Origin of the sequence: Desulfoferrobacter suflitae (genome assembly GCF_022603395.1) — a bacterium.
GTDB lineage: Bacteria > Desulfobacterota > Syntrophobacteria > Syntrophobacterales > Syntrophobacteraceae > Desulfoferrobacter > Desulfoferrobacter suflitae.
The window spans coordinates 1-24,013 of the sequence record NZ_JAIBKA010000009.1 but is presented as its reverse complement, the minus strand read 5'-3'; the positions used below and the strand labels follow the sequence as shown (position 1 = coordinate 24,013).

Genomic DNA, 24,013 nt, shown 5'->3' with positions numbered 1-24,013 from the left:
ATTAGTCTAATGGTGCTTGGTGATTTTAGTAGGCAAATTGCTTTATAAGTTTTTCGGATCCAACTGTCAATCAGGCCCCTGTGCGCTTGGTTTGAAAATGCTCGGCAACATGCTATAAAGAATGGCCAATCAACGGACTAACTGTCAGGAGGAGAGCATGGCATCCACCGATTTCATCAACGTGAAAGAAGTATTCATCAAGACTGATCGAATTCAGGGCAATATGGTTGTTCTCAAAGAGTCTGAAGGAGATCCAAGTTACTTCCTGATGTTCGTGGGAGACGCTGAAATCACAGCCATCGCAAAGGAAAAAGGATTAGTCGAGCCCAAGCGTCCACTCACGCACGACCTCTACCTCTCGGTGTTGAACCGCGCAGGCATTAAATTCGACCGCATTGAAATCTTTGAAATGCAGGAAAACACCTATTATGCTAAAGTCTATGCGCGCATTGGCGATGAGGAAGTGGAATTTGACAGTCGACCGAGTGATGCGGTAGCGCTGGCTCTTCACGAGAAATGCCCCATCATGGTCTCCAGGAAGCTGCTTCGCCGCGAACTGAGTACCGAAGAGGTGCAGGAGTACGAAGCCATCGTCAGAACCGTCAAATTTTAGCGAAACAGTGCACTCATCATACTGAGATCTTACTGCACGAGATGCGAGTGCAGCCTTTATTGTGATCATTCTTGCCACACGCATACGACAGGAGCGGGATAAACATCCATGGGAATTCAGTCCGCAAGCGCCACCTTCACACGTTTTTTTGTACCGGATCCGGTTACCGAAGATTTTTGGACTTACGTTGACGAGGGACTGCGAGCCGGTGCCTTCAAGGAATGCGAAGCAGGGCAGGAACTGGCCGTGGGCTTCTCATCCTGGGATGACTTTTTCGACTCCGGCTTCAATTTAGGCACCTACCACAAAGGCGAATACGTTGCTTTCAATTTTCGCATGGACCAGCGCAAAGTACCTGCGGTTATTCTCAAACAACACTCAAGGCAGGCCATCCAAGACTATCGGGACAAGAACGAAGGAAGATGGCCATCAAGACACGAGAAGCTCGAAATCCAGGAAAACGTTCAAAACTGGCTCATGAATCGAGTTCTGCCACAGCCGTCCCATTGTGAAGTGGTGTGGAGCCCGGCCGCAAAATGGATGCTTCTGGGGACCACCAGCAGCAAAATGATCGAAGCGCTGTTGGAACGTTTTGAGGCGCAATTTAAACTCTACCCTGTTCCCCTTTACCACGTGCATTGGGCCCTCAACATGACGCCTCCCCTGGACGCCAGACAGAAGGATGTCCTGACCTCGTTGGTGTCCGTCAAGTCCCCGCAGGCTCTAAGCGACGGGCGCTTTCTCGGCTATGAGTTTCTCACTTGGCTGTGGTTTTTTTCCGAGCAATCCCAGGGGAAATTCTCAATATCCGACAAAATTTCCGCGGAAATTTTTCTGGGAGAGCGGCTGGTTTTGAGTATGCCGAGCGATGGAAAAGAAAAGGTTATCTGTACGACCCAGGCCAATGCCTTGCATGAAGCCCGGGTGGCCCTGCAGCAGGGCAAACTGGCCGAGGAAATACAATTCTATCTAAAAATCGGGGACAATGATTACTATTTCACACTGGACAGTTCCCTGTGGAGCCTGAAAGGACTCAAGACTCCCAAGCAATTGCCCGATTACGAGGAAGAAGACGCCGACGGCAAGTTCCTTGAAAAAATGTTCTTTATCGAGGAAGTCAACTCTGCTTTGAACGCACTTTATGCAAAGTTCCTTTCCTATCGGCTGAGCCCCGCATGGGACTCCGACGTTCTGCCCGTTTTCAGAAAATGGATTGCGGGAAAAGAGCAGGATATCGCTCCGTTCTGATTCCGACTACAAGCGGTTTCCATGGAATCCTTCCTGCAGACCGAAGTTTTCTTTGACGAACTGCGCAGGCACTGGATTAGTGCGCTGTTCGTACTATTCACGGTCCTGACCATAACGGTGCTGGCATCCTTGCGCTGGTACCTGAGACGGCGCTGGCAAAGACTTCTGGAGGACCGACTGGATGAAGAGCATGAGCTTGATTTTCTTCCTCCTCTCAGCGCAAAGGATCGGGACGCTCTTGCACTGGTCAAACGTTTACGCCGCCAGGTCTGGGAAATCCCCGAAGTCGAACTGCGCCTCACCATAGAATCCTTGAGCCAGCAGGCCATTGATGTCGTGAGGTCAATAGCCGCAGTCTACCATGAGCAGGCGCCTGTTCCCGAGTACGAAGCATCTCTGAAAGAATCCCTTCAACTGGTGCAACGAGTCACTGCCCGCCTCAATCGACTCGCCTCCATGAATCCATTCAGACTCCTGGGCGAACAAAAGATAAGCGATTATCAACGCTACTATCAAGTTTACAGGAAGATCAATGAAAACCCGGTGCTGCAGCTGCTGAAGCGGCACCGCCGCATTTATCGACTCGCCCGCTGGGCAGTGGATCTAAAAAACCTGGGTAATCCTTTTTACTGGGCAGGCAGGGAAATCAGCCGGGAGGGCTATTTTTTTATGTTGCGCTGGTTTTACCTGGCATTCATCGGTCAAGTGGGCAGGGAAGCCATGCGGCTCTATAGCGGCCGCCGTTTTCAGAGAGAGGAGGAACGTGATGCGGCCCTTATCTGTTATCGTTTATTTGCCCTGACCAAGCAATGGGGAGGGCCTTCCCCTCAAGACTGGACGGTGTTGGTGAGCTTCATCGCAAACGAGATCAGCCTGGAATCGGAAATCAAGCTTGATATTCTTGCAAAGTGCAGCACTGACAAGTATCCCCGGAACCTCGACGAGCAAGCCCTGCAAACGAAAATGGGCCAAAAGTGGTATCGAAAGGGGCTTGAAAAGTTGCTGAAGCAGGCGACCGACGATCATCCTCACAGGGCCGGCGTCATCCAGCACGAACTGGACAAAGTGACGGGCACCTCAACGAACCTGCATTTCGCCATTGACAAGTCCCGACGGCCCAACGAAAATTGATGACAAAGTCGGCTTGTTCAAGCATCGCGCAATCTTGTAGCGCAACGCTGAGCTTCATCTTCAGCTCGATGATCCAGCTTTTGAACGGAGTCCTGTGCCGTTTTCCCGATCACACCAGCTGCCATCTTTCTCCGCTGCATTGAAAATCGGCCGACCGTGGCGTCGTTACGCTCCCAAATCACAAATCAACAACCGGGCTTTCGCGGAGGTGAACCATGGCAAGAGTGCCTTTCACAATGTCCTTACGCAAAGAGTACGAGAACCTTTTCAACGGGTGTCGAATACGTCCCGAACGGTTGAATGAGGTCGAAAGCATCATCGCCAAGCTTCAGGCGAATAAGAGCCGCTATCAGAATGTCGGGGGCGGTCTCGGGATTCCCTGGTTCTTTGTAGCAGCCATACATAATATGGAATCCAGCCTTAGCTTTGCTAAGTGCCTGTCACGAAATAAACTTTACACTCTTTCTTGCCATGATATACTGCTGTCATGGAGAAAGAACTGATCAAAAAACGATTTGAATTTCTGGCTCCACTGCTCAACGAGAGGCAGCTGCGACTCTACGTGGCTGCCGAGGCGCTGGTTCTTGGCCGTGGAGGCATCTCCGTGACGTCTCAAGCGACAGGGATCTCGCGGCCAACGATCACTATGGGGTGCAAAGAGCTTCTTGATGAAACGACAAAGGAGGCTTCTGCGAAGTCCTCTGCGGTGCGTGTGCGCAAGAAAGGCGGAGGACGAAAGCGTACCATCGAAGTTGACGAGACACTTCGAAGTGACTTGGAAGGACTCATTGAACCCGTCACAAGAGGAGATCCCGAATCGCCATTGCGATGGACGGCTAAGAGTGTGCGTAATCTTTCCGATGAATTGAAGAAAATGGGACATAAGACCAGTCACCGGATGGTTGCCGAGCTCCTTCCCGCGATGGACTATAGTCTGCAGGCGAACCGAAAGACCGCTGAAGGAGGCAAGCATCCGGACCGGAATGCCCAGTTTGAGCACATTCACGGGAAGGTCAAGGAGTTTCAGTCTTGTAACCAGCCTGTTATTTCGGTGGACACAAAGAAGAAGGAACGTGTGGGTGACTTCAAGAACGGTGGACGGGAGCTCCGACCAAAGGGCAACCCGGAAAAAGTCCGCGTCTACGATTTTGAGATCCCCGAACTTGGAAAAGTGGCCCCCTACGGGATTTACGACCAGACCCGCAATACCGGATGGGTCAATGTCGGAACCGACCATGACACTGCAACGTTTGCCGTGGAAAGCATCCGCAAGTGGTGGATTACCATGGGACGGGAAGCTTATCCGAAGGCGGCTCGCCTTCTGATTACCGCTGATGGTGGCGGCAGCAACGGGGCGAGAGTTCGACTCTGGAAGATCGAGTTGCAGAAGTTCGCCAACGAAACTGGTCTTGTCATATCGGTTTGCCATTTCCCACCGGGCACCAGCAAGTGGAACAAGATCGAGCATCGACTCTTTTCCTTCATCAGTCAGAATTGGCGGGGTAAACCTCTTGTGAGTCATGAAGTGATCGTCAACCTCATTGCTTCAACGAAGACCCGCACAGGCCTGACAGTCAAGTGCGAGCTCGATACCAATAAGTATCCCAAAGGAATTAAGGTTTCGGACAAGGAGTTGCGCCAGGTCAACATCGTCCGTGACGAATTCCATGGCGAGTGGAACTATGCTATACGCCCACAATCCGCATAAACTGTAAATGTTATTTTGTGACACGCACTAAACACCTCCACAACGGCGATCCGCTCACCAGGCGCACCATACATATCCCCAAGGGCAGACCCAAAAAAGGGAGCCCTCCCTTTGCCTGGGAAGAAAGCGCCGAAGATGCGCTCACCATGAGGGGCCTTGGAGCACAAACAGACTGGAGCCTGGCGGGGACGCTCTACCAGCTTGAGGGTTACAACGGTTGGGGATATCGCCTATATCATTCGCATGTGCTTTCGCCCTATCTGTGGAGCTTCTCCAATCATTACACCAGCGGCAAATACACCGCCGACGGCACCTGGTCGGATGTGGCGGTGTCCAGACAGTGTGGAGCGGCGGTGCTGTTGCGACGCATGGCCGAGGCAAATTTGATCGATTTCTCTGATCAGCCGGCCCGCCGTCCAGACGCAGAACCGATGATCGTCACCTATGCGATGACCAGGTCGCAAGATCCGGCCATCGCCTTGCGCGCAGAGGAGCTGCAGCGATGGCTGAACACCTACCCGGGCATTTTCGTTATGGTAGACGGCGTCCCCGGCAAGCGTACCTCGGAAGCATACAAGAAGGTTACCGGGTACTATCTGCCGGGAGATCCCAGGGGGCAGTCCATACCCAAGCCATTCGAAGCATAGTGACGTCCCATAGCCGTGCGTAGAGGAGAACAGCCGGCTGGCCTCAACTGACTTTCTGTAATTTGGCGAGCGGAGTGTGATTCAAACATTATCGATAAACTGCTTCAACCTCATGAAAGCCGTCTGCATGGCTTCTCTTTTTGCCGCAATCATGTAGTTCAAAGGGGAAGGATGATACGTCACCAGCAGTCTCAGACCATGTTGCGTATACAGGGAGGCGTTCGCCTTTTGCATTGTCAATTTGGATTGCTGCAACAGGGCTTTAGCCGAGGAAAGCCCCAAACAAACCACTATCAACGGGTTAAGGATATTCAATTCCTGCAGCAAATACGGCAAAGCGATACGCCTCTCCCGGGCTGTCGGGCTTCTGTTGCCATGATTCTTGGTCAGAGGGCGATACTTTATGAGGTTGGTAATAAATACCCGCTCACGCGAGAGATGAATCTGATCGAGCAGCGAATTAAGGTGCTTGCCGGCAGGACCGACAAAAGGTTCACGGCGCTTTTCTTCTTCCTTGCCCGGAGCCTCCCCCACCAGAACGATGGGTGCGTTTTCAGTCGTCCCCATGCCTGGCACAAAAATGTTACCCATGGCAGCCGTTCTATAACTCTCATCATTTTGGATGAGACGGTACAGGCTCTTCAGCCCGTGTGCCTTGGTGGTTGCCATAACTAGAATTCGATTCCCTGCTGCGCCTTGATACCCTGATCCACGTAATGATGTTTAATGACTCTCATCTCGGTAGCGCAATCGGCTTCTCGAATCAAGTCGTCAGGAGCATTTCTACCGGTTACCACCACATGCAGATGTGGCGGACGGTTTCTAAGGGTTTCCAGAACAAGATCGAGGCGGAGCAATCCATAAGACAACACGTAGCACAGTTCATCCAGTACGATCAGATCATAGTCCCCATGCAGAATTTCCCTCCGGGCCTTTTCCCAACCGAGACGCGCGAGCTCCCGATCTTCATCAAGACTCTCCTTTTGCCAGGTAAACCCGCTGCCCAGGGGTTCAATGGACACCCCGTCAAGATGAGTCAACGAAGTCAACTCGCCATACTTCATTGCCCCTTTGATAAACTGCAAAATGCGGATCTTCATAGCGTGGCCGGCACCCCTCAAGGCCATTCCCAGTGCTGCTGTCGTTTTGCCTTTGCCGTTCCCGGTAAAGACAATAAGTAATCCTCTCCGCATGACTCATTCCAATCTCTTCAGGATATGCAGTGCGTGTTTCAAAACAGCGCGACTAAAGCAAGTCTGCACCCGCTGCCCCCCTATTTCGGGATACAATTAGAGACAGATGCGCAGGCAAAACCAGTTACCGTGTTTGTGCAGTTCCCCGTAGCGAACAGATCCTGTCTCTGAAAACAAAAAGAGCAGGCCAGATAACCTGCTCTCTTCGAATATCCTTTGAATGCGGCGTATTATTCGGTGGAACTCTTACTTTCTTTTTTGGGGCTTTCGGCCTTTTCGGTAGCCGTTGATTCGGTCTTACTCGAGCTCGTACTCTGGTTCTTGCCGGCATAATCAGTTGTGTACCAGCCGGAACCCTTAAGATGGAAAGTGCTCATGGAAACCAGCTTGCGTAACCCACCACGGCATTCGCAGCATTCAACCAGCGGGGGATCAGAAAATTTTTGCATCGCTTCGGTCACTTTTCCACACTTGGTGCATTCATACTCGTAAATTGGCATCTCCTGCGCCTCCTTTACATTTTATGACATCAAACAGCAACGTATTAGAGCATATTTAGTCAATCAGTAAGATTATAAGCCCGGCAACTCTGATGTCAAGCTTTTATGCGAGCTACCAGTTGGCAACGAAGACTCTGGCGCACCGATCCCCGCGCAGATATCACGGGTTAATTTGTACAATCCGCCCATTCTTAACCTGCAATAACACGTATTGTTTCTGCATTTTACCATCCGGGGAAAATGAACAAATCCCGGTGACGCCCCGATAATCTCGAAGCTCCAGGAGCCTCTGCAACAAGGCGGTTCGTTCGATCGAAGCGGGCGAAAGCAGGTAGCGGGCCTGCAGCAAGATCATGAGCGCGTCATAGGCTTGCGCCTCCAAATAACCGGGAGGGCTGCGGTAAAGGCTCTCGTATTTTCGGCGAAATTCCTGGGTCTCTCGAGACTGTGCATCCACAGAAAAGGACGTCGCAAAAATCGCATTTTCCACATAGGCTCCGCCTTCCTTGGGGAGCGGTGCTTCCCCCCAAAGGTTGGTACCCAGCAATGTGGCACCGACAACATTGTAATATGGCAGTTGTGGTGCAATCAAAGCAACTTCCCGCACCTGGTCCGGTATGAATAAAATCTCAAACGGGGTAACGTCCAGGCCAGAAGGTGGCGAATTTTTCTTAGCCGCATCCATGAGCTTCCGAATGGGCTCTTTGAAATCGGTGCTGTTGGGCTGATACGGAACGCTTGCCAGCAGGCTGAAGCCCTGGTCTCGAAGGACGTCAGAGAAAATTTTGGATAGCCTCTGCCCGTACCGGTCATTAGGATAAAGCGTGGCATACTTGGTATAGCCCATCTTTTCCCGGCAGAAACTCACCAAAGTTTCCACCAAATCCCGATTATCAAGAAAAACATGAAGCACGTAGGGATTACTGGAAGCTTCCTCATCCTTCTGAGACAACGCCAAAAGCGGCATATTCCAGTTGTTGGCCGAGGGAAATACGGCCTTTGCAGACTTGACACCCAAAGGACCGATAATAGCCAAGACCCCTTCGTTCTTAGCAAGATCCTCGAACGACTTCTTAGCCATTTCGGGTTCTGCCCGTGTGTCCCTGATGACCACCTGAATTTGTTGATCCGGATGGGCTTGGTTCCATTCTGCTTCCGCCAGTGTGATTCCCCTTAAAACACTGCTGCCATAGTGCCGATACGGCCCATTCAAAGGTATCAAACATCCAATGCGATCCGCATGCAGAGGGAGGCTCACCCCGGAAGGCATCCCCCGTAAACTGGCCTGAATTTCCATCGCCAGTGGATGCGTCGGATTTTGCTGCAATAAAGAATACAAAACCTGGCGATTGCTGTCCGTAGGGTCTCTTTCCAATCGAATCCGAGCCGTGCGATAATCCAAAAATAACCGCATGAACGCGTTCGGATTTGTTTGCAGTAATCTGTTGATGGACGTTTCATCAGCCTGATTCAGCAGGCCGACGGTGGCTTCTGTGAGCATCTTCCTGTGCTGTTCCGTTGTTGCAGCATTGAAACCTTGCTGCGCCCAATCAAAGCCTTTATCAACGTCGCGTTTGTCCTTGGCAATATCGATCATTAATTGAGCCAACTGGACTCTAACTTCTGGATTCTGTGGAGAAGATTCCACCAAGTCCCCGGCTTCTCGTTCCGCTCGTTTTTTCTCCCCTTTCGCCCATAGCACTCGCAATTGACCAACCCTGGCAAGATCAACATTCTCCCACTGGGGGTACGCGTAAATCACATAATCAAAATACTGCAGGGCACGATCCATCTGCCCCGCCTGCATATAGGCGGCACCCAACTGGTAGAATGAATCTGCAGCGATCGCATTGTTGGGGTAGGATTGGGCAATTTGTTCCCATGAAGCCATGGCCGCCCGCAGGTTGCCTTGCTTCTGTTGCTTGGCGGCCTGATCCCAGAGGGCCTTTGCTTGTGGAGGCGGGGGCTGGTGAAGCTGGCTACGGGGAATTAAAGCGGGACCACTGCGTTGAACAGTCGAACAGTTGACGACAAGAGCAATAACCGGCAATATTGCAAGCCAACAGCCATATTTTTTCATAGAAAGCCTCTTGCAGGGCGATCAAACAGCCGTGAAATGACCTCGGGAGAAACTGCACGAATTTTTACTATACCTTAAAAAACTATTAAGGGCACATGAAAATTCTCATGCACCCTCAATGTTGTTCACATCCCGTTTCGTGAGCACAGATCGTCACTGCCATCCGGTCGCCCAATACTTGACCGCCACATCCGGGCACGTGCACAGGCGGTTTGCACCTGCTCCATTCCCTGACTCCCATAGCTGCCGTGGGCACTGTGTTCCAATGGCCGTCAGCCAAGGGCAAAACTGCCGGGATTATTGTTCTTTGTTCTCTTTCACCTCTTCGAAATCTGCATCCACCACATCATCATCGGCACTTCCCTGGGTTCCAGATCCAGCCTGACCTGCAGCGCCTTCTGCAGCACCTGCACCTGACTGTTCAGCCGCCCGTTTGTAAGCTTCTTCGGCAACTTTGTGAGAAATTTGCATCAATTGATCCATCTCCTGTTTGATCAATTGCTGATCCTCACCTTCCATCGCCTTCCTGACCTTCTCGATCTGTGCCTCAATGTCCTGACGGGTTTTGGCATCGAGCTTGTCACCCATGTCCCGCATGGTGCGCTCTGTGCTATAAATGAGGCTGTCCGCCTGATTGCGTGCTTCCACCAGATCTCTCTTCTTGCGGTCCTCTTCGGCGTGCGTCTCAGCTTCTCTAACCAGATTGTTGATCTCTTCCTCGGAAAGCCCGCTGGAAGCCGTTATTTGGATGGATTGTTCCTTTTGTGTCGCCAGATCCTTTGCCGACACGTGAACAATGCCGTTGGCATCGATGTCAAAGGTCACCTCGATCTGGGGGACACCGCGTGGAGCCGGCGGAATGCCGACCAGTTCAAAACGACCCAGAGTCTTGTTGTTTGCGGCCATTTCGCGTTCGCCTTGCAGCACATGGATGGAAACCGCCGTTTGGTTGTCGGCCGCGGTGGAAAAAATCTGGCTTTTGCGGGTGGGAATGGTGGTGTTCCGCTCAATGAGCTTGGTCATTACGCCGCCCAGGGTCTCAATGCCCAGAGAAAGGGGCGTCACATCCAGCAACAGGACGTCTTTCACATCACCCTTCAGAACTCCCGCCTGAATGGCAGCACCAATGGCCACCACTTCATCGGGATTCACCCCCTTGTGCGGCTCCTTGCCAAAAAATTCCTGTACTTTTTGCTGCACTCGAGGCATCCGGGTCATGCCTCCCACCAAGATCACCTCATCGATGTCCTTGCGGCTCAGCCCCGCATCCCGCAGGGCATGGTCCATAGGGGCTACGAGGCGATCGATGAGGTCCTCCACAAGCGATTCAAACTTCGCTCGGGTCAGTTTGATGTTCATATGTTTGGGGCCGGATGCATCGGCCGTGATAAACGGCAGGTTGATCTCCGTCTCCATGGTTGTGGAGAGCTCGATTTTGGCCTTTTCGGCGCCTTCCTTGAGCCGCTGTAAGGCCATTTTGTCATTGCGCAAATCAATTCCGTAATCCTTCTTGAACTCGTTAGCCAGCCAGTCAATGACGCGCTGATCAAAATCTTCTCCGCCCAGGTGTGTATCCCCATTGGTCGCCTTCACCTCGAACACACCCTCGCCGATTTCAAGAATAGAAATGTCGTACGTACCGCCGCCCAAATCGAATACCGCTATCTTCTCGTCCTTCTTCTTATCGAGTCCATAGGCGAGCGAAGCCGCCGTCGGTTCATTGATTATTCTCAGAACATTCAGGCCGGCAATCTTACCCGCATCCTTGGTAGCCTGACGCTGGCTGTCGTTGAAGTAGGCCGGTACGGTAATAACCGCCTCGCTTACTTTTTCGCCCAGATAATCTTCGGCTGTCTGTTTCATTTTTGTCAAAATGTAGGCGGAGATCTCTGTGGGGCTGTAGTCTCGGCCCCGTGCCTGAATATGGACATCGCCGTTGGACGCCTTCACTATCTTATAGGGCAGGATTTTTACATCGTTTTGCACCACTTCGGAGTCAAACTTGCGGCCGATAAGGCGCTTAACGGCAAAAATCGTGTTCTCAGGATTGGTTATTGCCTGCCGTTTGGCAACCTGTCCTACGAGACGTTCACCACTTTCGGTAAAAGCTACCATGGAAGGCGTTGTCCGCCCCCCTTCGGAGTTGGTCAGAACTTTTGCCTCTTTCCCTTCCATAATGGCAACTACCGAATTAGTAGTCCCCAAATCAATGCCGATGACTTTACTCATGCGAATTGCCTCCTTGGATAATTTATAGGTACTTCAAAGCTAAATCTTGGAAGTGAATTTTTCCATAGATGCTTGGATTTTCTTTGATCCAAAGCGCCTCACTGGCCTCGGTCGGCAGCTTTGGAAACCACCACCATTGCAGGTCGCAGCAATCGATCGTTCAATCTATATCCCTTCTGCAGTTCCTGCAGCACAACATTTTCCGGTTCGTCGGCCGCTTCTTGCTGCATGACCGCTTCATGAAGGTTTGGGTCAAAAGTTTCACCCACCGATTCAAAGGGCTTACAACCGAATTTGGCAAGGCTGTCCAAGAGCCCCTTATGAATCATGCGTATGCCTTCGAGCAAGCTGTCTGCTTCGGTTCCACTTTCAGCGTGTTGTATGGCGCGTTCGAAATTGTCGAGCACTCCCAACAATTCACGCATCAGGCTTTCATTGGCAAAGCAGATCCCTTCAGATTTCTCGCGTTCGAGCCGTTTACGGGTGTTTTCCATTTCCGCTGCAAGCCGTAAAATTCGGTCCTGCAGCTTAACGACTTCTTCTTCCTTTTCATGCAAGAGTTGTTCACACTCTTTTTCTGCGCTGTCCGATTCTGCGGGCGTATCCGTCCCCTCGTCACTCTCCCAGTCCACATCAGAATCCAAATGCTCTTTCTCCTTTTGTTCCTCAGACATCTATATCAAGCCTCCCTCCGGGTAGCCTCAACGTGATCGCACTGCGTTTTGCAGATCATACTGCCACCCGGGCGATCTATTCTTCAACGGGTTCCTCCAGAAGCTCACTCAGTAAATCGGCGGTGAATTCCACCACTGGAATGATTTTCGAATAATCCATTCTCAGCGGGCCAATAACACCCAGCGCACCAAGCAAAGTGTCGCCCCTGCGGTATGGAGATGAGATCAGTCCTATTTCATGCAGTTCCTTCAATTCCATTTCGGGACCCAGGATTATTTGTACACCTTCCGACACATTGAGGGTCATGTCCAACAGTCTGATGATCCTGGACTTGTCTTCAAAAGCCTCGAGGATGCGCCTCAACCGCTGGACGTCGGTGAATTCCGGACTATTGAGCAGATTGATTTGTCCTTCGATGTAGATATCGCTGTTTTCAAAGCCGGCCTGGAAGACCTGTTGCGTCATTGCCAGAGCGCGTGAGTATAATTCATCAAACAGCACTTTCTCCTTGTGCATCTCGTTGAGCACTCGCTTTTTGACTTCCCCGAGAGGTATGTCTTCGAGCAGTTCGTTCAAATATCGACTGAATTTGTCCAGCTCATCCTGCGAAATATCCTCATCCCAGTGGAGGGTGTAGTGCTGCACCAGGCCAGACCTGGAAATGAGTATCACCAAGATTTGGCGCACTCTTATTCGAATGAATTCGATGTGCTTGAATCTTGTTAATGCAAGCCTCGGCCAAAGCACCACTGCCGCCTGCTTGCAGAATTTGGACAAAACATGTGAGGTTTTGCGCAGCAACTCCTTGAAATCTCTTGTACTTTCCTGAAAAGCCCGGCGAATGAGGGCGCGCTCCTTGCTCTCCAGTTTCTTGAACTCGGCGATCGAGTCCAGGTAGAAACGCAGTCCTTTTTCAGTAGGCACACGACCCGCCGAAGTGTGCGGCTGATAGAGCAGTCCCATCTCCTCCAAATCGGCCATGACGTTACGGATGGTCGCAGAACTTACGTTCAAACCGTGTCGTTTGGAAATTACCCGCGAACCTACCGGTTCACCGGTTTTGATATAATCATTGACAACGGCCTCAAGAACTTTTTGGTCGCGTTCGCTGAGCTCCATCCGAAGAAATTCTCCTCCCATTTATCAGCACTCATTTCCCTTGAGTGCTAGCGTAACTTAGCGCTGACCCCGCTCTTTGTCAAGTCGATGAGGAGAAATTAAAGGGCCTCGCAGCCAAAAAATTCAGTTTTCAGACACCATGTCAAAGTCTTCAAAATATTTAATAAAGTCCTGTGAAAGCCGAAACCCCGCCATGCGCATGCCACTCTCTGACTGGTTGTGGAAAATGAGGATCAGGCGCAGATTATCCTTGGGATCTTTTTCAACGCGGCCGATTTCCCCCAGTTGTTCAATGAGCGCATTCTTATCGGTAGTGGGTTTCAGTTGAATCCACATCTTTTTCATCGTTCATCTCCTCTTCACATGGATCCTTGACTCAATCCTATCCAAAATCCATTTTATTCAGTGAAATTAAGGCATAACTTCACCCTGGCAAGAGTTTCGATCCTGCTTAGCATGAACTCCGACAAAGAACAAGCAATACCGCAATACCGCATGTGCTCCAACGACCGTGCCTCAACGGATGAACCGGGTGCCAAGGGGCCCGAGCTTGCGCAAAAAGGGCCTTATCAGCGCAGGTAGAAAATAGCCTGCCAAAGCGAGAAAAATAATAGAGAACATCAAGCCGCTGGCTGCGATGGTATACAAGGCTTCCAAATACGGATGATTGTGCCAATGGGGAATTCGCAAAGTCGCCAGAAACGTTGCAGGGCCGCAGGCGACAACAGAAACGATGGCCACTTTCACCACAATCTCACCCAGACCGGCGAAAGATTCTCCTCCAAAACGATACAACCACCACAGAAACAGAGCCGCCGTGTAGAGAGCGACGGAAATTGCACTGGCCAGGGCTACGCCGACGGCCTGGTAGTGTTGGGTAAGGACATAATAAACGGGGAGCGAAATCAACATAACGATGGTTCCAAGAATAGCCGGTGTGAGAGTGTCCTGACAGGCATAGAACCCGCGTCCAAGAACCTGCTGAAAACCCCAGCAGAAGACTGCCGCAAGAAGGATTTGCAGCAGCAGGGCGGTCTGTTCAGTGTCTTGCCAGCCAAAATGACCCTGCTGAAATATCAAGGTGATGGTGGGCCTGGCCACGACCATCATCCACAAAGAAACGGGGATAAGCAATGTCAGGACACTTTTCAAAGCCTCGTTCAGCGTCTTGTGAAACTGGGTAAAATTTTTCTTGGAAAATAGATCGGCCAAGAAGGGGAAGGAAGCGACACCCGCTGCCTGAGCCACCACTCCCACCGGCACCAGCATAATGCGGCGCGCATAGCTGAGCCAGCTTATGGCTCCCACTCCGGCGAGCGACCCAAACACCCGGACAAGTTGCTCGTCCAGCACCACGATGGACTGCCCCAGCATCAGGGGCAGTGCCAACACGATGAAACGCTTAAGACCGGGATGGTACAGGGAAAATCGGAGTCGCAGTCCGCCTCCCCAACGCACCGCCAGGTAGGGCAACAGCAGGTTGCCCAGTAAGGCTCCCGCCAGTACTCCCCAACAGAATCCTACGATTCCCCAGCCGTGTAGCAAAACACCGCCGGCGATGATGGACAAATTGTAGATGAGGGGAGTCAACGCGGGCACGGTAAATTGCTTCCTGAGATATAATACGGCCGAAAGGCATGAGCCCAACAGGAAACAGATTTGCGCGGGCAAGATAATGCGCAGGAACCAGGCGAGGCGTGTCAGATCCTCCTCCTGCAGGCCGGGAGCGGCAATATGAGCCAGTTGCGGAGCCAATATCATGGCCACTCCGGTGAGGACCGAAATGATCAACCCGATCCAGGTAAAGACCGTCGAAAAAAAGTGCCACCCATCCTGTTCATTATGGTCGAAATAATCGGCAAGGAGGGGTATCAAGGTGATGGAAAAGTAAGCACCAGCCAATAGATAATTGATGAAGTCGGGGATGACGAACGCCGCGAAATAGAGGTCGGATTGATTGCTGGCACCGAAAAAATATGAAATGGTCTTGTCCCGAATCAATCCCATGAAACGCGATACGAGGATGCTTGCCCCCATGATGAAAGCGGCCCATCCCATCTGCACTCTTCTGTTCCAAAAACCACTCACGGAATCAAGTCTTTCCCGTCTATTACCGGTTTAGTTTTGCCCTTGCTAAGACAAGCAAACTTTGTTACATAGTCTGCGTTTGAACGTTGCGCCCATAGCTCAGCTGGATAGAGTGCCGGACTACGAATCCGTAGGTCGGAGGTTCGAATCCTCCTGGGCGCACCAAGTAATTTCAGGGAGTTAGCCGAAATTGGCTAGCTCCTTTTTACGTTTCTGTGGGAATTTTTGCCAAAATTTTGCCAAAAATGGCCGTTACCTATCATTACCCGTTGCTACCTTTGCCACCCTGCAGAGTGTTATTGAGAAAACCACCGTCCTCTGCTCCGCGGGCATTCGCGATATACTTGCTGTAAACCTTGATGATCATGCCCGAGTCCCGGTGGCCCATCACGCTCGCGATCCAGAGAGGGCTCTCCCCGCAGGAGAGCGCAATGGTTGCAAAGGTGTGACGCGTCTGCTTCATCTCCCGGAATTGCAGGCCTGCGTTCTTTAAAGCCGGAATCCAGACACGGTTTCGCAGGTTGCTAACGTTTACCTGCGCGCCACTGGTCGTACAGAAGAAATATTCACTCATAAATCGGTCATGGATTTGTTTTTGCTCCTTAAGAGCGTTTAGCATGATCGGAATGAGCTTGATGGTTCTACGGCTGTAGCGGTTCTTGGTTGTTCCCACAACTTTCTTGCCATCCTCATCCAATGTCATCGCTCTGCGGATGTTGAGAAGGCCCTGTTTCCAGTCGATATCTTCCGACCTAATGGCGATCTGTTCGCCCGGTCTCAGGCCGGCGTAGAATGCAAAGCGGAAGTAAGGCTTCCAATGATCCGGCAGGTGGTCGATCAACTGCTGCTGCTCCTCAACGGAGAAAGGAAAAATGTCCTCGTAGGGGTCATCTTCCGGAAGTTTCTTGAAACCAAAAAATGCATTGTAGCTGCTGCCCCATCCGTACTCGATCGATGCGCTTTTGCAGATCATCTTTAGAATCGTGAAGCACTTGTTGATGGTATTGCCGGAGATTTCTTTCTCCCTGTAGCGCTGCTGCCTTGCCCATGCGACGAATTTCTCGAACGTGCTGGCATTGAAGTCTGCAAACGTCATTTTTCCAAAAAAGGGGCTAAGGTAAAGCTCCATATACCTTTTATATCCCAACAAGGTGCGTCCCGTTACCCGTTTGGATCCCTTCACCAAATCAATCCAGTTGTCGAAGTAACCCTTGCAGCCAACCTGTTCCGGCGTCTCCTTGAGCCTGTAAACTTCCCGCTCCTTGGCGGTGAAGTGATCGCGATTCTTGCTCTCGGGAAAGACCTCTGCAAACCTGAAGGTCGCCGACTTGATGGCTACGATAATCTTGTCGAGCTGCTCTCTGACAGTCTTCGCATTCTTCTCGTTCCAAACCAGTCCGGAAGATTCCCTCACTCTCTCATCCAGATACATGAAATCCACGTAAACCTTGCCGTTAATCTTGCGAACCGATCCTTCTCTATTCCGATTCAGGCCAGCCTTGCGCGATTTTTCACCCAGTCTCTTGTTCCGAGGAAAAGTTACAACCCTGGCAAGTGATGCTTTTTCTGCCATTCTATGCTCCTCTCATCGCAACACCTCCTTCCGCTGATTTTCACACCCAATTATTCTAGCAGAAGAATGAGTGCTTGAGTTGAAAAGACTTCAGATCCGAATCAGACTCGCTATTTTTTTCTCATGAGAGACGGCAAGGTTCACGTAGCCATCGCTTTGTTCCGAGTTGCTTGGAATCTGGCAATCTTCTACACTTCCCTTATTCTCAACCCAACGCAACATCTCAGTCCATTTGAACAGAATCTTTTTGGGAGTCGGTTTGACAAAATGTTTTCCTGCGATAAGAACTCGTTTGTGAATCAGATTATAGACCGTTTGTTTCCGGTACTTGATTCGATCACATAGTTCGTCGGTCGTGAGGTACTCTTCCATTCTGTCTATCCTTGCTGACGCTTTCAGATCCAATCACTCAGCTTTAAAAGGCCTGAAGGCGACCGAGGTTATGAGCATGGACGCCCGTTAATGTTTGTGTTCATTTCTTTTGAAATTGGTGACATTCTAGGTCGAAACGGAAAAACATCACAAACCCGTGGTGTCGAAAACACAGGTTCAAAATCCATTTTTTCCCAAATTTTGAGGCCATCCATCTGCAAATGAAAAACCTCCGGATTGTGTAAGCCCCTCTGTCGAATCTTGTAGGAACAGCCTGGTGGAGGTGTCTTGGTTTGCAGTTCGAGTATCAAATCGGCTTCATTAGGGGTCGTTGTTTTGAACCGACCGGTTGATCTGCTCCTTTATTAACCGGTTCATTCTATGTTTCATAATGTCGGACCGCGTACCGTGACATTTTTTTATCAAAGCCTGTCTGGATTGCAGTTGACGAGTTTCAGGAAATGGAAGCTTTGGAGTCAAAAAGAAGAATTGAGGGAGTGTTCCGTGATATGTTTACAGAATATTTGAGAGATTTGTAACCGTCTACCTGGGCTCCAAACGCCACATGCTCAGAGTTACGTATGAGTATGAAAGTGGCATGCGTCTCTCATCTTGGTTCGCAGCATCCCCATTGTGATTGGCAGATTTGAGGAGAAGACATTGAAGATTAAGCGAAGTTCATCTTCTGACATGCCGCTGGCACTGAATTACTTCAGCTCGCATGCGTAACAAAGCTTGCCGAGAACAAAGAAAGGGGAAGGTGTGACCACCTTCCCCTCTCTGCGTGTCTGATTCTGTTCAAGACCCTATAACAGCATCCTATAATCGGTATTCAGAGCTTGTGCCAGCTTTCTGGCATTTTCTTTACCGATGGGACGGCGGCCATTCTCCATATCAGAAATATGGCGACGGGGAATACCGGTAAGTTTGGCAAGCTGTTCCTGGGTGAGACCCTCACGCACGCGGTATGCTCTGACAGCTATCTGTTGTTCCTTCCCGGCAAACTCGGGAAAGGCATCGCGATAGTCAATAGTATCCTCAATGTCGGCAAGGCCCAACGAAGCTGCAAACTTTCTTACCTCCCGTATTTTATCAGGTGGGCCGATGAACCTCACCATATCCGATGTTTCAGTATGGCGCGTTTTCGTGTGTGCCCGCATATATTACCTCCACAAGTCTAATTTCGTCTTCGCGCTCCACCCACACAGCAACGTAAGTAGGCCTGCCTTTTTTGAGGTGGCAGTGATGCCTGCCCTCGCCGAGCTTTGAATAATTCGGCCAGTTTCCGCGTACAGGACCCGACAATTCAACTTCGCGGAGCAGCTGAAACAGCAGCTCTCTTATCGTTTTAGGCAGCTTGGCAGCCTGTTTCTCTGCCTTCTTTGTCAGTCTGGAACGCCAAGCCATGCCTGACTCCTTGCACTAAATATTAGTGCAACATAAATTGAAAGTAAAGTATGCCTTACCCTCTTTGTTACCATCAGTTATTTCCAGATAGGAAGCGACTGATCATTCGGATCAGCTCAATTACCCCGTGCAGTACAATAGATTTTCTCAACATGCTCAAATAGTACCTTCCGAAGCGACAGGTGCCCATGTATGTTATCATTGATGCCACGGGAATCCCTTCTCGGATTTTTGTATGCACCTCACTCCTTCTGTGGAGTCAGAGAGAAAAAGCATATTCCCTCTGACGTGGTCGAGGATACTTCATCGTCTATAGAAACGTCTTCTCGATGACGGACATCATGGCGTCTGTTACGCCGTAGATGTTTGTGATGACCGAAGCATTTTTCGGGGTGAAGAGTTCATCCATGTGGATCTTCATCTTAAGGATCTCTTGCTCCATCCCCGCTGTCGCGATTCCAATCCCATATGTTTCGAACCCGACATTGCGCGCAAGAGACGCCATTTGCCGAGCTGTTTCAGGCTTGTTCGGACCTCCATCGGTAACGACAATAATGATCTTCCTTTTCTGGGGAAGCCGAATGAAGTTCCGGATGACATACCACAGGGCTTCGGTCAAAGGAGTACCTCCAGTCGCCCCTATGGTAAAAGCATCGGGCTTTACCGGACTATTGTGGGGAACTATCAAGTTTGCTTCATCACGGCATGCTGCAGGAAAAACACTGACGCCCAAGCTCACGCCCTTCGCACCGTAAAGTGCTGTCGCTATTGCAAGAGCACTTTCGCAAAGGGGATTCATTTTATGTTTCATACTGCCGGACCGATCCATCAATACATGTACTGCCGTATCGAAAGAACGCGTCTGGCTCTTGCCAACGAAGATTCGTGGATCGCCAACGAGTATCCGCGACAGACTATGACGTTCCAATCGCAGTCCAAAACGTCTAGCGTATATCCGTCGATTTGCACTTGCCTGTAACATTGCCAGGACTTTCGCGCGAATTGTATCGGCAACTTTCCTGACTCTCCCCATATCGAGCGTGGTCTGTCCGGTTGTAAGAACTGCGTTTTGCCCCCCGGCACCGCCACCGCCGTTTTCCCATCCAGGGTCGAAAGATGCGTTTGCCTGATTTACCGAGGTGGAATGTTTTGCGACAGCGGCCTGCAGTATTTCGCCAAGGCCCTTTAAAAGTTCTTCAGAATTCGTTTTCTCCAATTGTGCTTTGCTGACTTGGGACGATTTTGTCCCGTTTGTACCGCTCTGGTTCCCCTGTGATGAAGGAAGGCTTCCGCTTGAAGGAGACGATTTGTCTCCTTGTTTTCCCATGGTACCTGAGCCTTTGTCTTGGTTTGAGCCCTTCTCTGGTGCTCTTTTGGGTTGTTCCGGTGGAGTCTGGTTCGGACGTCCATCTCCACCCATGAGTGTCAACAACTCCCGAGCTATGCTCCGGCATTCTTTTGATGACTTCGCTTTTGGTACTTTCTCCAACAGCATCTGTTCAGCCGCAACGGTCAGCGCGTCACCGAATACATGGCGAACCCCAGATTTCGCGGTCCTCGCATATCCATTAAGAGCTTCCTGGTTCAATACTACCGCCCTCAACATGTAGAGAGTCCACATGTCCAGGGCAGCCCCCGGGGACGTGGCGAGCTCCCCTGGGTCGGACAGCAGTCTCTGCTTGACCAACTGAGTGACGAGCCGGTCGAGGTTCTTTGCAGATCCAGGATAGATCTCTCCCAGTTCCCGTTCGCAACGCACATCTTCGATACTGTTCCAGATCGATTGCTCCAAAGCTGATCCGAATTGAAGACTAAAATCTGTCAGGCGAACGTGGGAGGCCTCATGGTCAATGAAACCGCTTGCAAGGATCGCGGATTCCGGGCTGTCGTCAAGTGTGGGGAGGTAGATCACCTTCCCGTCAGTCCGTGGTTTTTCGTTGTCGCCAACGACCACACGGACTCCGTAATGACGGCCAAGAGCGGCCGCAATGATTGGGAGTGCTCCCTGTGTCATGTACATCTCCTTTTGCTTTGCTTGCAGGCAGGAGACAACCTTCGTGGCTGTTCCCACCCACTAGCTTGGGGTTGGTTAGAAAAACCATTCAGCAGGCTGTACCGGCTCCGGTCTCACTGGCGGCGGCATTTCAAAAGAGGAGATGAGGGGAACTGTGTCGATTGACTCGTCATGGTCAAATTCTTCCCGAACTTCCTCGTCAACATCAGACACAAGTATCTGTTCCTCCAGGCTCGGGACTTCCACCCAAACCAACTCGTTAGGGTCGCCCCCATCGAGAATAGCCTGGCCGTGAGCCGCCATCTTTTCTGAATCGGACAAGATGAACAACAATCCATGAAGGGCCATGAGGTCGCGGCCCTCGATCTTTCCCGTTTTGGGCAGACCGTTCAAGACGCTGGTAATGCACTCGCAAATGGGTACAACCTTAGGATCGACAAACGCCAATCCCTTAAGCTTTTCCAACATCTTCTTGATCGGGGATAAAGCTCGCCGGGTAACGCTGTCTCTTCCTTGAAAGGTTTTTTCCCACGCACCCTGCGCACTGTCAGCGATTTCAGTAAACAACCGGTTGCCCAAGTTCTGGAGCTCCTCGATGAGAGGTTCGGGTTCGCCTTCCTGCTCTCCTTTATCCATAGCTGCGTTGTCGCTATCCTTTATGGGTTCTGAATCACGCACTCCGGAAACACGATATGGGATCCACGAGAACCGGAATTTACTCCTGACCTTCTCTCTCGATTCTTGAGCATCGAGAATAATGTGTGCCCACGCCGGGTGCTGTTCCGCCCATGACTGCACAGCTGTATCGAAACGACTCTCAAAGGCATCCGCCTCTTTCTGGAACTCCGCTTTGAGTCCGTCCAGGATGATCGCCGCCTCGTCAAATTTCTCATCGGGAATTCCCCATCCGCCCAAGAACCGAAGTCCCGTATCATCGAGGTGTCGTTCCGCTCGTTTTTTGAGGGTATGGAAAATTCTTAAATCCTCGGGATTGACGACCTTCTTGTTCCCCAAGGATACTATTTCAGCTGGAGGGAGCTCACTGGGGTCATTCACTCCGGTGTCCTCGATAGCCAGCTTTTTTCTTCCGGACCAGATTGAAACGTCCAGGCCAATGCAGATGATTCTGTCGAGTGTCTTCATCGAACATTCTCCTTCTTTTTCAAAGAGCGAAAGCGATGTCTTTTGCCCTTTCAGTTGGGTGGTTGTGCTAGAAACCGAAGACCCGCTGAACAATCCCCTGGATTGCCTGGCGACTTGTTTCGTTGCTTCGAAACAGCAGAGCCCGATCCAAGGCATGCAGGAGGGGGTTCTTCCCCTTCTTGGCCACACCTTGGTAAAAGACGGACATGTTTGCCCATCTAATGAGCGTCCTGGAAGACATTGTGACGTCCACTGTGGTCTCGTAAGAACCGTTTGTGAACAGAGCTCTTATTTCGTTTGCCGTATCCACAAATTTTTCATGCATTCCATCGGGAACGTGAGGTACACATGATTTCAGGATGCCTATCTCGTCGTTTCTTTCCGGATAATCAACGTGTACGATCCAGAAGCGGTCCATGAATGAGATATTCTGTTTCATGGTACCCTGATAGTTCCCGGTGATATCACCGGTACCTTTGGTGTTGCCGGTTACCACGAAGCGAAAATCGGGGTGGCGTCTGATGATCTCACCCCCTTTTTCGGGAATGACAAGCGGCGTTCCTTCGGCGATTCCGTTAAGGCCTCCTGTGTTGGCAGGGTCCAGGAGATCCAACTCGTCAAGGAGAAAGATTTGTCCCTCTTTCATAGCAATGGCGAGTGGTCCGTACTGAAACTCCGTATTGCCGTTTACCGCTGCGTAATGGCCGACGAGCTCGGGGATTTCAAGACGACCGTGTGCTGTTACGCGTTGAACCGGGAGGTTCAAGCGGGCAGCCACCTGGCAGATAATCGATGATTTTCCCGACCCGGTTGGGCCGGTTAGCAAAAGACCTTCCCCTTCGCCCATCTTGATCCAGGCGAGGACATCCGACAGGATGTCTGTCCTGAACTCGTAGTTTGGGTCCAGGTCCGGTGTGAACAGGCTTGGCGATGCAAAGCCCTGAATGGTGAGATTAGCGGGAGCGGCAACGCCGAAGGTCGCCGCGATTGGGTACTCTTTCTTTTCCATGGGTTCTCCTCTTGTTTGAGGGGATGAACCCACACCTCCCCCTGGGGAATGTGATTCATCCCCTCGGGTAGGATTGGAAGAAAGTTGTCGTAGTTAGCTGCAGGCGGTTACCGCCCTGGCAGCTTTATTTTACTGACATTGCGAAAGTATGGCATCGGTGAGCCACAAACCTAAAACAAATCCAGCGATAACCAGCTCACGTTGGGGTCGGTGTCGCCGGCAATCTTGATGGAACATCCCCAGCTAAGATAGCTGTGAATGCATCTGGCTAAAGACTCGCAGGAAATGATCCATCTGGCCGACCGGCAATACCAATGGTGGTTTCTTCTTTCCCACATCGTGATCCTGCCAAACGGTTTTCGGACTTCAATGATCTTAACCGTGGCCAAATCAATTGATATTTGCTGCATGCGTCTCCTTCTTCTTTTTGGCAGAGAGGAAGACGCAATCCCTCCACCACCGGGGACGTTTCGCTCCCCACCGGGGAGTTTCCTTGTCTGCAGATCCATCAACTGCAGCAGTTGAACACTTTTTCAACCAGATCCACGTTCAACTCACTCTCGGGATAGCGAACAAAGACCTCTCTCCCGTTGAGTTCCTGGATCTCATCATCGTCGGCGCCCTCAACATCAAGATCGATGAGAATTACATCCAGATCGGCATTTGATAAAACCCGCTCGATCTGTCCACTATCGCCTCGGACGATGACAACCTTCAAGGCATCATTGCCATTTCTCACAATAAGCCTCCCATTCCTGGAAAAAGTCATTTTGCATTTCGCTCAGGTCATCCACGACCCTGAACTCCTTCGTCACATCGCCGCAGGTTTGCTCAACCGCGACTCGCAAGAGCTCAACGAAATCCTGCATCCTCTTCCTCCTTCTTTTGGGAAGGACGAGGAACGGAAGGCCGCACGAATCCCCCGGAGGGGGTAATGAGGCTTGATCCATTCCTCCCCCTTCAGGGATGTGTTCATTTCGCTGCAGCCTGGTATGCCCTCACGCGGACATCCCGGTGCGTAACCCGGGAACGAACAGCGAACGCAAATTAACTAAATATGGTTTTCAAAGAACGTGGTTTCGATTTTATGGGGATGGCCGGAAAGTGTTCAACTGCGTGGGATGTAAAACGATGCTTCGAAATGCAGTCTTTTCTGAGAATCGGGGCAATATTTGACCCCACCGTATGGAAGGGAACATTTTAACCGGCTCTGCAGCGGATATAGATGTCCCCCCTCCAGAAAGAGGGCTAGTCTCCGGAAGGG

25 protein-coding genes and 1 tRNA gene are annotated in these 24,013 nt (G+C 51.0%); 6 read left to right on the top strand and 20 right to left on the bottom strand.

The annotated features are described in order from the left end of the window. Positions 1-157: 157 nt before the first annotated feature. From K1V27_RS15690 to K1V27_RS15680, 3 genes are all read left to right on the top strand, one after another. On the top strand, positions 158-613 hold the full coding sequence (locus tag K1V27_RS15690; protein ID WP_258930996.1) for a bifunctional nuclease family protein: 456 nt from the start codon (positions 158-160) through the stop codon (positions 611-613). 108 nt (positions 614-721) lie between these two features. Next, the gene (rdgC, locus tag K1V27_RS15685; RefSeq protein ID WP_258930995.1) at positions 722-1,861 is read left to right on the top strand and encodes a recombination-associated protein RdgC; all 1,140 of its coding nucleotides are present in this window, start codon (positions 722-724) and stop codon (positions 1,859-1,861) included. A 21-nt stretch (positions 1,862-1,882) separates the two neighbouring features. Beyond that, on the top strand, positions 1,883-2,992 hold the full coding sequence (locus tag K1V27_RS15680; RefSeq protein ID WP_258930994.1) for a hypothetical protein: 1,110 nt from the start codon (positions 1,883-1,885) through the stop codon (positions 2,990-2,992). Between the two features lie 242 nt (positions 2,993-3,234). On the opposite strand, the gene K1V27_RS15675 is transcribed toward K1V27_RS15680, so the two are convergent. Further along, complete coding sequence (locus K1V27_RS15675; RefSeq protein ID WP_258930993.1) at positions 3,235-3,396, bottom strand: hypothetical protein; 162 nt, start codon at positions 3,394-3,396, stop codon at positions 3,235-3,237. 83 nt (positions 3,397-3,479) lie between these two features. Here K1V27_RS15675 and K1V27_RS15670 point away from each other — a divergent pair, with 83 nt between their 5' ends. Next, on the top strand, positions 3,480-4,700 hold the full coding sequence (locus K1V27_RS15670) for an ISAzo13 family transposase (RefSeq protein ID WP_258928282.1): 1,221 nt from the start codon (positions 3,480-3,482) through the stop codon (positions 4,698-4,700). A gap of 17 nt (positions 4,701-4,717) precedes the next feature. Then, positions 4,718-5,347 carry a hypothetical protein gene (locus K1V27_RS15665; protein ID WP_258930992.1) on the top strand — a complete coding sequence of 210 codons (630 nt, stop codon included), beginning with the start codon at positions 4,718-4,720 and terminating at the stop codon, positions 5,345-5,347. Positions 5,348-5,428: 81 nt separating this feature from the next. Here K1V27_RS15665 and K1V27_RS15660 read toward each other — a convergent pair whose 3' ends face one another. The 9 genes from K1V27_RS15660 to murJ form a co-directional block, all read right to left on the bottom strand. Then, on the bottom strand, positions 5,429-6,016 hold the full coding sequence (locus K1V27_RS15660) for a uracil-DNA glycosylase (RefSeq protein ID WP_258930991.1): 588 nt from the start codon (positions 6,014-6,016) through the stop codon (positions 5,429-5,431). Positions 6,017-6,018: 2 nt separating this feature from the next. Next, positions 6,019-6,540 (bottom strand): cob(I)yrinic acid a,c-diamide adenosyltransferase, encoded by a 522-nt coding sequence (cobO, locus tag K1V27_RS15655; protein ID WP_258930990.1) that lies wholly within the window; start codon positions 6,538-6,540, stop codon positions 6,019-6,021. A 230-nt stretch (positions 6,541-6,770) separates the two neighbouring features. Next, positions 6,771-7,040 carry an FmdB family zinc ribbon protein gene (locus tag K1V27_RS15650; RefSeq protein ID WP_258930989.1) on the bottom strand — a complete coding sequence of 90 codons (270 nt, stop codon included), beginning with the start codon at positions 7,038-7,040 and terminating at the stop codon, positions 6,771-6,773. 160 nt (positions 7,041-7,200) lie between these two features. After that, entirely contained in the window at positions 7,201-9,120 is a 1,920-nt protein-coding gene (locus tag K1V27_RS15645; RefSeq protein WP_258930988.1) for an ABC transporter substrate-binding protein, read from the bottom strand. Between the two features lie 297 nt (positions 9,121-9,417). After that, the gene (gene dnaK, locus K1V27_RS15640; protein WP_258930987.1) at positions 9,418-11,349 is read right to left on the bottom strand and encodes a molecular chaperone DnaK; all 1,932 of its coding nucleotides are present in this window, start codon (positions 11,347-11,349) and stop codon (positions 9,418-9,420) included. Positions 11,350-11,447: 98 nt separating this feature from the next. Continuing rightward, positions 11,448-12,023, bottom strand: coding sequence for a nucleotide exchange factor GrpE (grpE, locus tag K1V27_RS15635; protein ID WP_258930986.1), 576 nt, complete (start codon positions 12,021-12,023; stop codon positions 11,448-11,450). A 76-nt stretch (positions 12,024-12,099) separates the two neighbouring features. Continuing rightward, positions 12,100-13,143 (bottom strand): heat-inducible transcriptional repressor HrcA, encoded by a 1,044-nt coding sequence (gene hrcA, locus K1V27_RS15630; RefSeq protein WP_258930985.1) that lies wholly within the window; start codon positions 13,141-13,143, stop codon positions 12,100-12,102. Positions 13,144-13,266: 123 nt separating this feature from the next. Further along, the gene (locus K1V27_RS15625) at positions 13,267-13,488 is read right to left on the bottom strand and encodes a hypothetical protein (RefSeq protein WP_258930984.1); all 222 of its coding nucleotides are present in this window, start codon (positions 13,486-13,488) and stop codon (positions 13,267-13,269) included. Between the two features lie 171 nt (positions 13,489-13,659). Next, on the bottom strand, positions 13,660-15,201 hold the full coding sequence (murJ, locus tag K1V27_RS15620) for a murein biosynthesis integral membrane protein MurJ (protein ID WP_258930983.1): 1,542 nt from the start codon (positions 15,199-15,201) through the stop codon (positions 13,660-13,662). A 118-nt stretch (positions 15,202-15,319) separates the two neighbouring features. On the opposite strand from murJ, the gene K1V27_RS15615 reads away from it, so the two are divergent. Beyond that, positions 15,320-15,396: transfer RNA gene (locus K1V27_RS15615), tRNA-Arg, on the top strand. A 97-nt stretch (positions 15,397-15,493) separates the two neighbouring features. On the opposite strand, the gene K1V27_RS15610 is transcribed toward K1V27_RS15615, so the two are convergent. The 10 genes from K1V27_RS15610 to K1V27_RS15565 all read right to left on the bottom strand — a co-directional run bounded on the left by K1V27_RS15610 (position 15,494) and on the right by K1V27_RS15565 (position 23,618). Further along, positions 15,494-16,804 (bottom strand): Arm DNA-binding domain-containing protein, encoded by a 1,311-nt coding sequence (locus tag K1V27_RS15610; RefSeq protein WP_258930982.1) that lies wholly within the window; start codon positions 16,802-16,804, stop codon positions 15,494-15,496. A 90-nt stretch (positions 16,805-16,894) separates the two neighbouring features. Continuing rightward, on the bottom strand, positions 16,895-17,176 hold the full coding sequence (locus K1V27_RS15605; protein WP_258930981.1) for a helix-turn-helix domain-containing protein: 282 nt from the start codon (positions 17,174-17,176) through the stop codon (positions 16,895-16,897). A gap of 806 nt (positions 17,177-17,982) precedes the next feature. After that, complete coding sequence (locus K1V27_RS15600) at positions 17,983-18,336, bottom strand: helix-turn-helix domain-containing protein (protein WP_258930980.1); 354 nt, start codon at positions 18,334-18,336, stop codon at positions 17,983-17,985. Further along, positions 18,305-18,583, bottom strand: coding sequence for a type II toxin-antitoxin system RelE family toxin (locus K1V27_RS15595; RefSeq protein WP_258930979.1), 279 nt, complete (start codon positions 18,581-18,583; stop codon positions 18,305-18,307). Before K1V27_RS15595 ends, K1V27_RS15600 begins: the two co-directional genes overlap by 32 nt. Positions 18,584-18,893: 310 nt before the next feature. Further along, positions 18,894-20,597 carry a VWA domain-containing protein gene (locus K1V27_RS15590; RefSeq protein ID WP_258930978.1) on the bottom strand — a complete coding sequence of 568 codons (1,704 nt, stop codon included), beginning with the start codon at positions 20,595-20,597 and terminating at the stop codon, positions 18,894-18,896. A 75-nt stretch (positions 20,598-20,672) separates the two neighbouring features. Beyond that, positions 20,673-21,740 (bottom strand): DUF3150 domain-containing protein, encoded by a 1,068-nt coding sequence (locus K1V27_RS15585; protein ID WP_258930977.1) that lies wholly within the window; start codon positions 21,738-21,740, stop codon positions 20,673-20,675. A 67-nt stretch (positions 21,741-21,807) separates the two neighbouring features. Further along, positions 21,808-22,749 carry an AAA family ATPase gene (locus K1V27_RS15580; RefSeq protein WP_258930976.1) on the bottom strand — a complete coding sequence of 314 codons (942 nt, stop codon included), beginning with the start codon at positions 22,747-22,749 and terminating at the stop codon, positions 21,808-21,810. Positions 22,750-22,919: 170 nt separating this feature from the next. Continuing rightward, entirely contained in the window at positions 22,920-23,159 is a 240-nt protein-coding gene (locus tag K1V27_RS15575; protein ID WP_258930975.1) for a hypothetical protein, read from the bottom strand. 98 nt (positions 23,160-23,257) lie between these two features. Beyond that, the gene (locus K1V27_RS15570; RefSeq protein ID WP_258930974.1) at positions 23,258-23,488 is read right to left on the bottom strand and encodes a hypothetical protein; all 231 of its coding nucleotides are present in this window, start codon (positions 23,486-23,488) and stop codon (positions 23,258-23,260) included. Further along, on the bottom strand, positions 23,472-23,618 hold the full coding sequence (locus tag K1V27_RS15565; RefSeq protein WP_258930973.1) for a hypothetical protein: 147 nt from the start codon (positions 23,616-23,618) through the stop codon (positions 23,472-23,474). Before K1V27_RS15565 ends, K1V27_RS15570 begins: the two co-directional genes overlap by 17 nt. Positions 23,619-24,013 lie beyond the last annotated feature (395 nt).

What these genes read in the sequence shown, in the direction of transcription:
- K1V27_RS15690 (WP_258930996.1), top strand. Translation starts at nt 158, where the DNA reads ATGGCATCCACCGATTTCATCAACGTGAAAGAAGTATTCATCAAGACT.
- rdgC (WP_258930995.1), top strand. Translation starts at nt 722, where the DNA reads ATGGGAATTCAGTCCGCAAGCGCCACCTTCACACGTTTTTTTGTACCG.
- K1V27_RS15680 (WP_258930994.1), top strand. Translation starts at nt 1,883, where the DNA reads ATGGAATCCTTCCTGCAGACCGAAGTTTTCTTTGACGAACTGCGCAGG.
- K1V27_RS15675 (WP_258930993.1), bottom strand. Translation starts at nt 3,396, where the DNA reads ATGTATGGCTGCTACAAAGAACCAGGGAATCCCGAGACCGCCCCCGAC.
- K1V27_RS15670 (WP_258928282.1), top strand. Translation starts at nt 3,480, where the DNA reads ATGGAGAAAGAACTGATCAAAAAACGATTTGAATTTCTGGCTCCACTG.
- K1V27_RS15660 (WP_258930991.1), bottom strand. Translation starts at nt 6,016, where the DNA reads ATGGCAACCACCAAGGCACACGGGCTGAAGAGCCTGTACCGTCTCATC.
- cobO (WP_258930990.1), bottom strand. Translation starts at nt 6,540, where the DNA reads ATGCGGAGAGGATTACTTATTGTCTTTACCGGGAACGGCAAAGGCAAA.
- K1V27_RS15650 (WP_258930989.1), bottom strand. Translation starts at nt 7,040, where the DNA reads ATGCCAATTTACGAGTATGAATGCACCAAGTGTGGAAAAGTGACCGAA.
- K1V27_RS15645 (WP_258930988.1), bottom strand. Translation starts at nt 9,120, where the DNA reads ATGAAAAAATATGGCTGTTGGCTTGCAATATTGCCGGTTATTGCTCTT.
- dnaK (WP_258930987.1), bottom strand. Translation starts at nt 11,349, where the DNA reads ATGAGTAAAGTCATCGGCATTGATTTGGGGACTACTAATTCGGTAGTT.
- grpE (WP_258930986.1), bottom strand. Translation starts at nt 12,023, where the DNA reads ATGTCTGAGGAACAAAAGGAGAAAGAGCATTTGGATTCTGATGTGGAC.
- hrcA (WP_258930985.1), bottom strand. Translation starts at nt 13,143, where the DNA reads ATGGAGCTCAGCGAACGCGACCAAAAAGTTCTTGAGGCCGTTGTCAAT.
- K1V27_RS15625 (WP_258930984.1), bottom strand. Translation starts at nt 13,488, where the DNA reads ATGAAAAAGATGTGGATTCAACTGAAACCCACTACCGATAAGAATGCG.
- murJ (WP_258930983.1), bottom strand. Translation starts at nt 15,201, where the DNA reads ATGGGATGGGCCGCTTTCATCATGGGGGCAAGCATCCTCGTATCGCGT.
- K1V27_RS15610 (WP_258930982.1), bottom strand. Translation starts at nt 16,804, where the DNA reads ATGGCAGAAAAAGCATCACTTGCCAGGGTTGTAACTTTTCCTCGGAAC.
- K1V27_RS15605 (WP_258930981.1), bottom strand. Translation starts at nt 17,176, where the DNA reads ATGGAAGAGTACCTCACGACCGACGAACTATGTGATCGAATCAAGTAC.
- K1V27_RS15600 (WP_258930980.1), bottom strand. Translation starts at nt 18,336, where the DNA reads ATGCGGGCACACACGAAAACGCGCCATACTGAAACATCGGATATGGTG.
- K1V27_RS15595 (WP_258930979.1), bottom strand. Translation starts at nt 18,583, where the DNA reads ATGGCTTGGCGTTCCAGACTGACAAAGAAGGCAGAGAAACAGGCTGCC.
- K1V27_RS15590 (WP_258930978.1), bottom strand. Translation starts at nt 20,597, where the DNA reads ATGACACAGGGAGCACTCCCAATCATTGCGGCCGCTCTTGGCCGTCAT.
- K1V27_RS15585 (WP_258930977.1), bottom strand. Translation starts at nt 21,740, where the DNA reads ATGAAGACACTCGACAGAATCATCTGCATTGGCCTGGACGTTTCAATC.
- K1V27_RS15580 (WP_258930976.1), bottom strand. Translation starts at nt 22,749, where the DNA reads ATGGAAAAGAAAGAGTACCCAATCGCGGCGACCTTCGGCGTTGCCGCT.
- K1V27_RS15575 (WP_258930975.1), bottom strand. Translation starts at nt 23,159, where the DNA reads ATGCAGCAAATATCAATTGATTTGGCCACGGTTAAGATCATTGAAGTC.
- K1V27_RS15565 (WP_258930973.1), bottom strand. Translation starts at nt 23,618, where the DNA reads ATGCAGGATTTCGTTGAGCTCTTGCGAGTCGCGGTTGAGCAAACCTGC.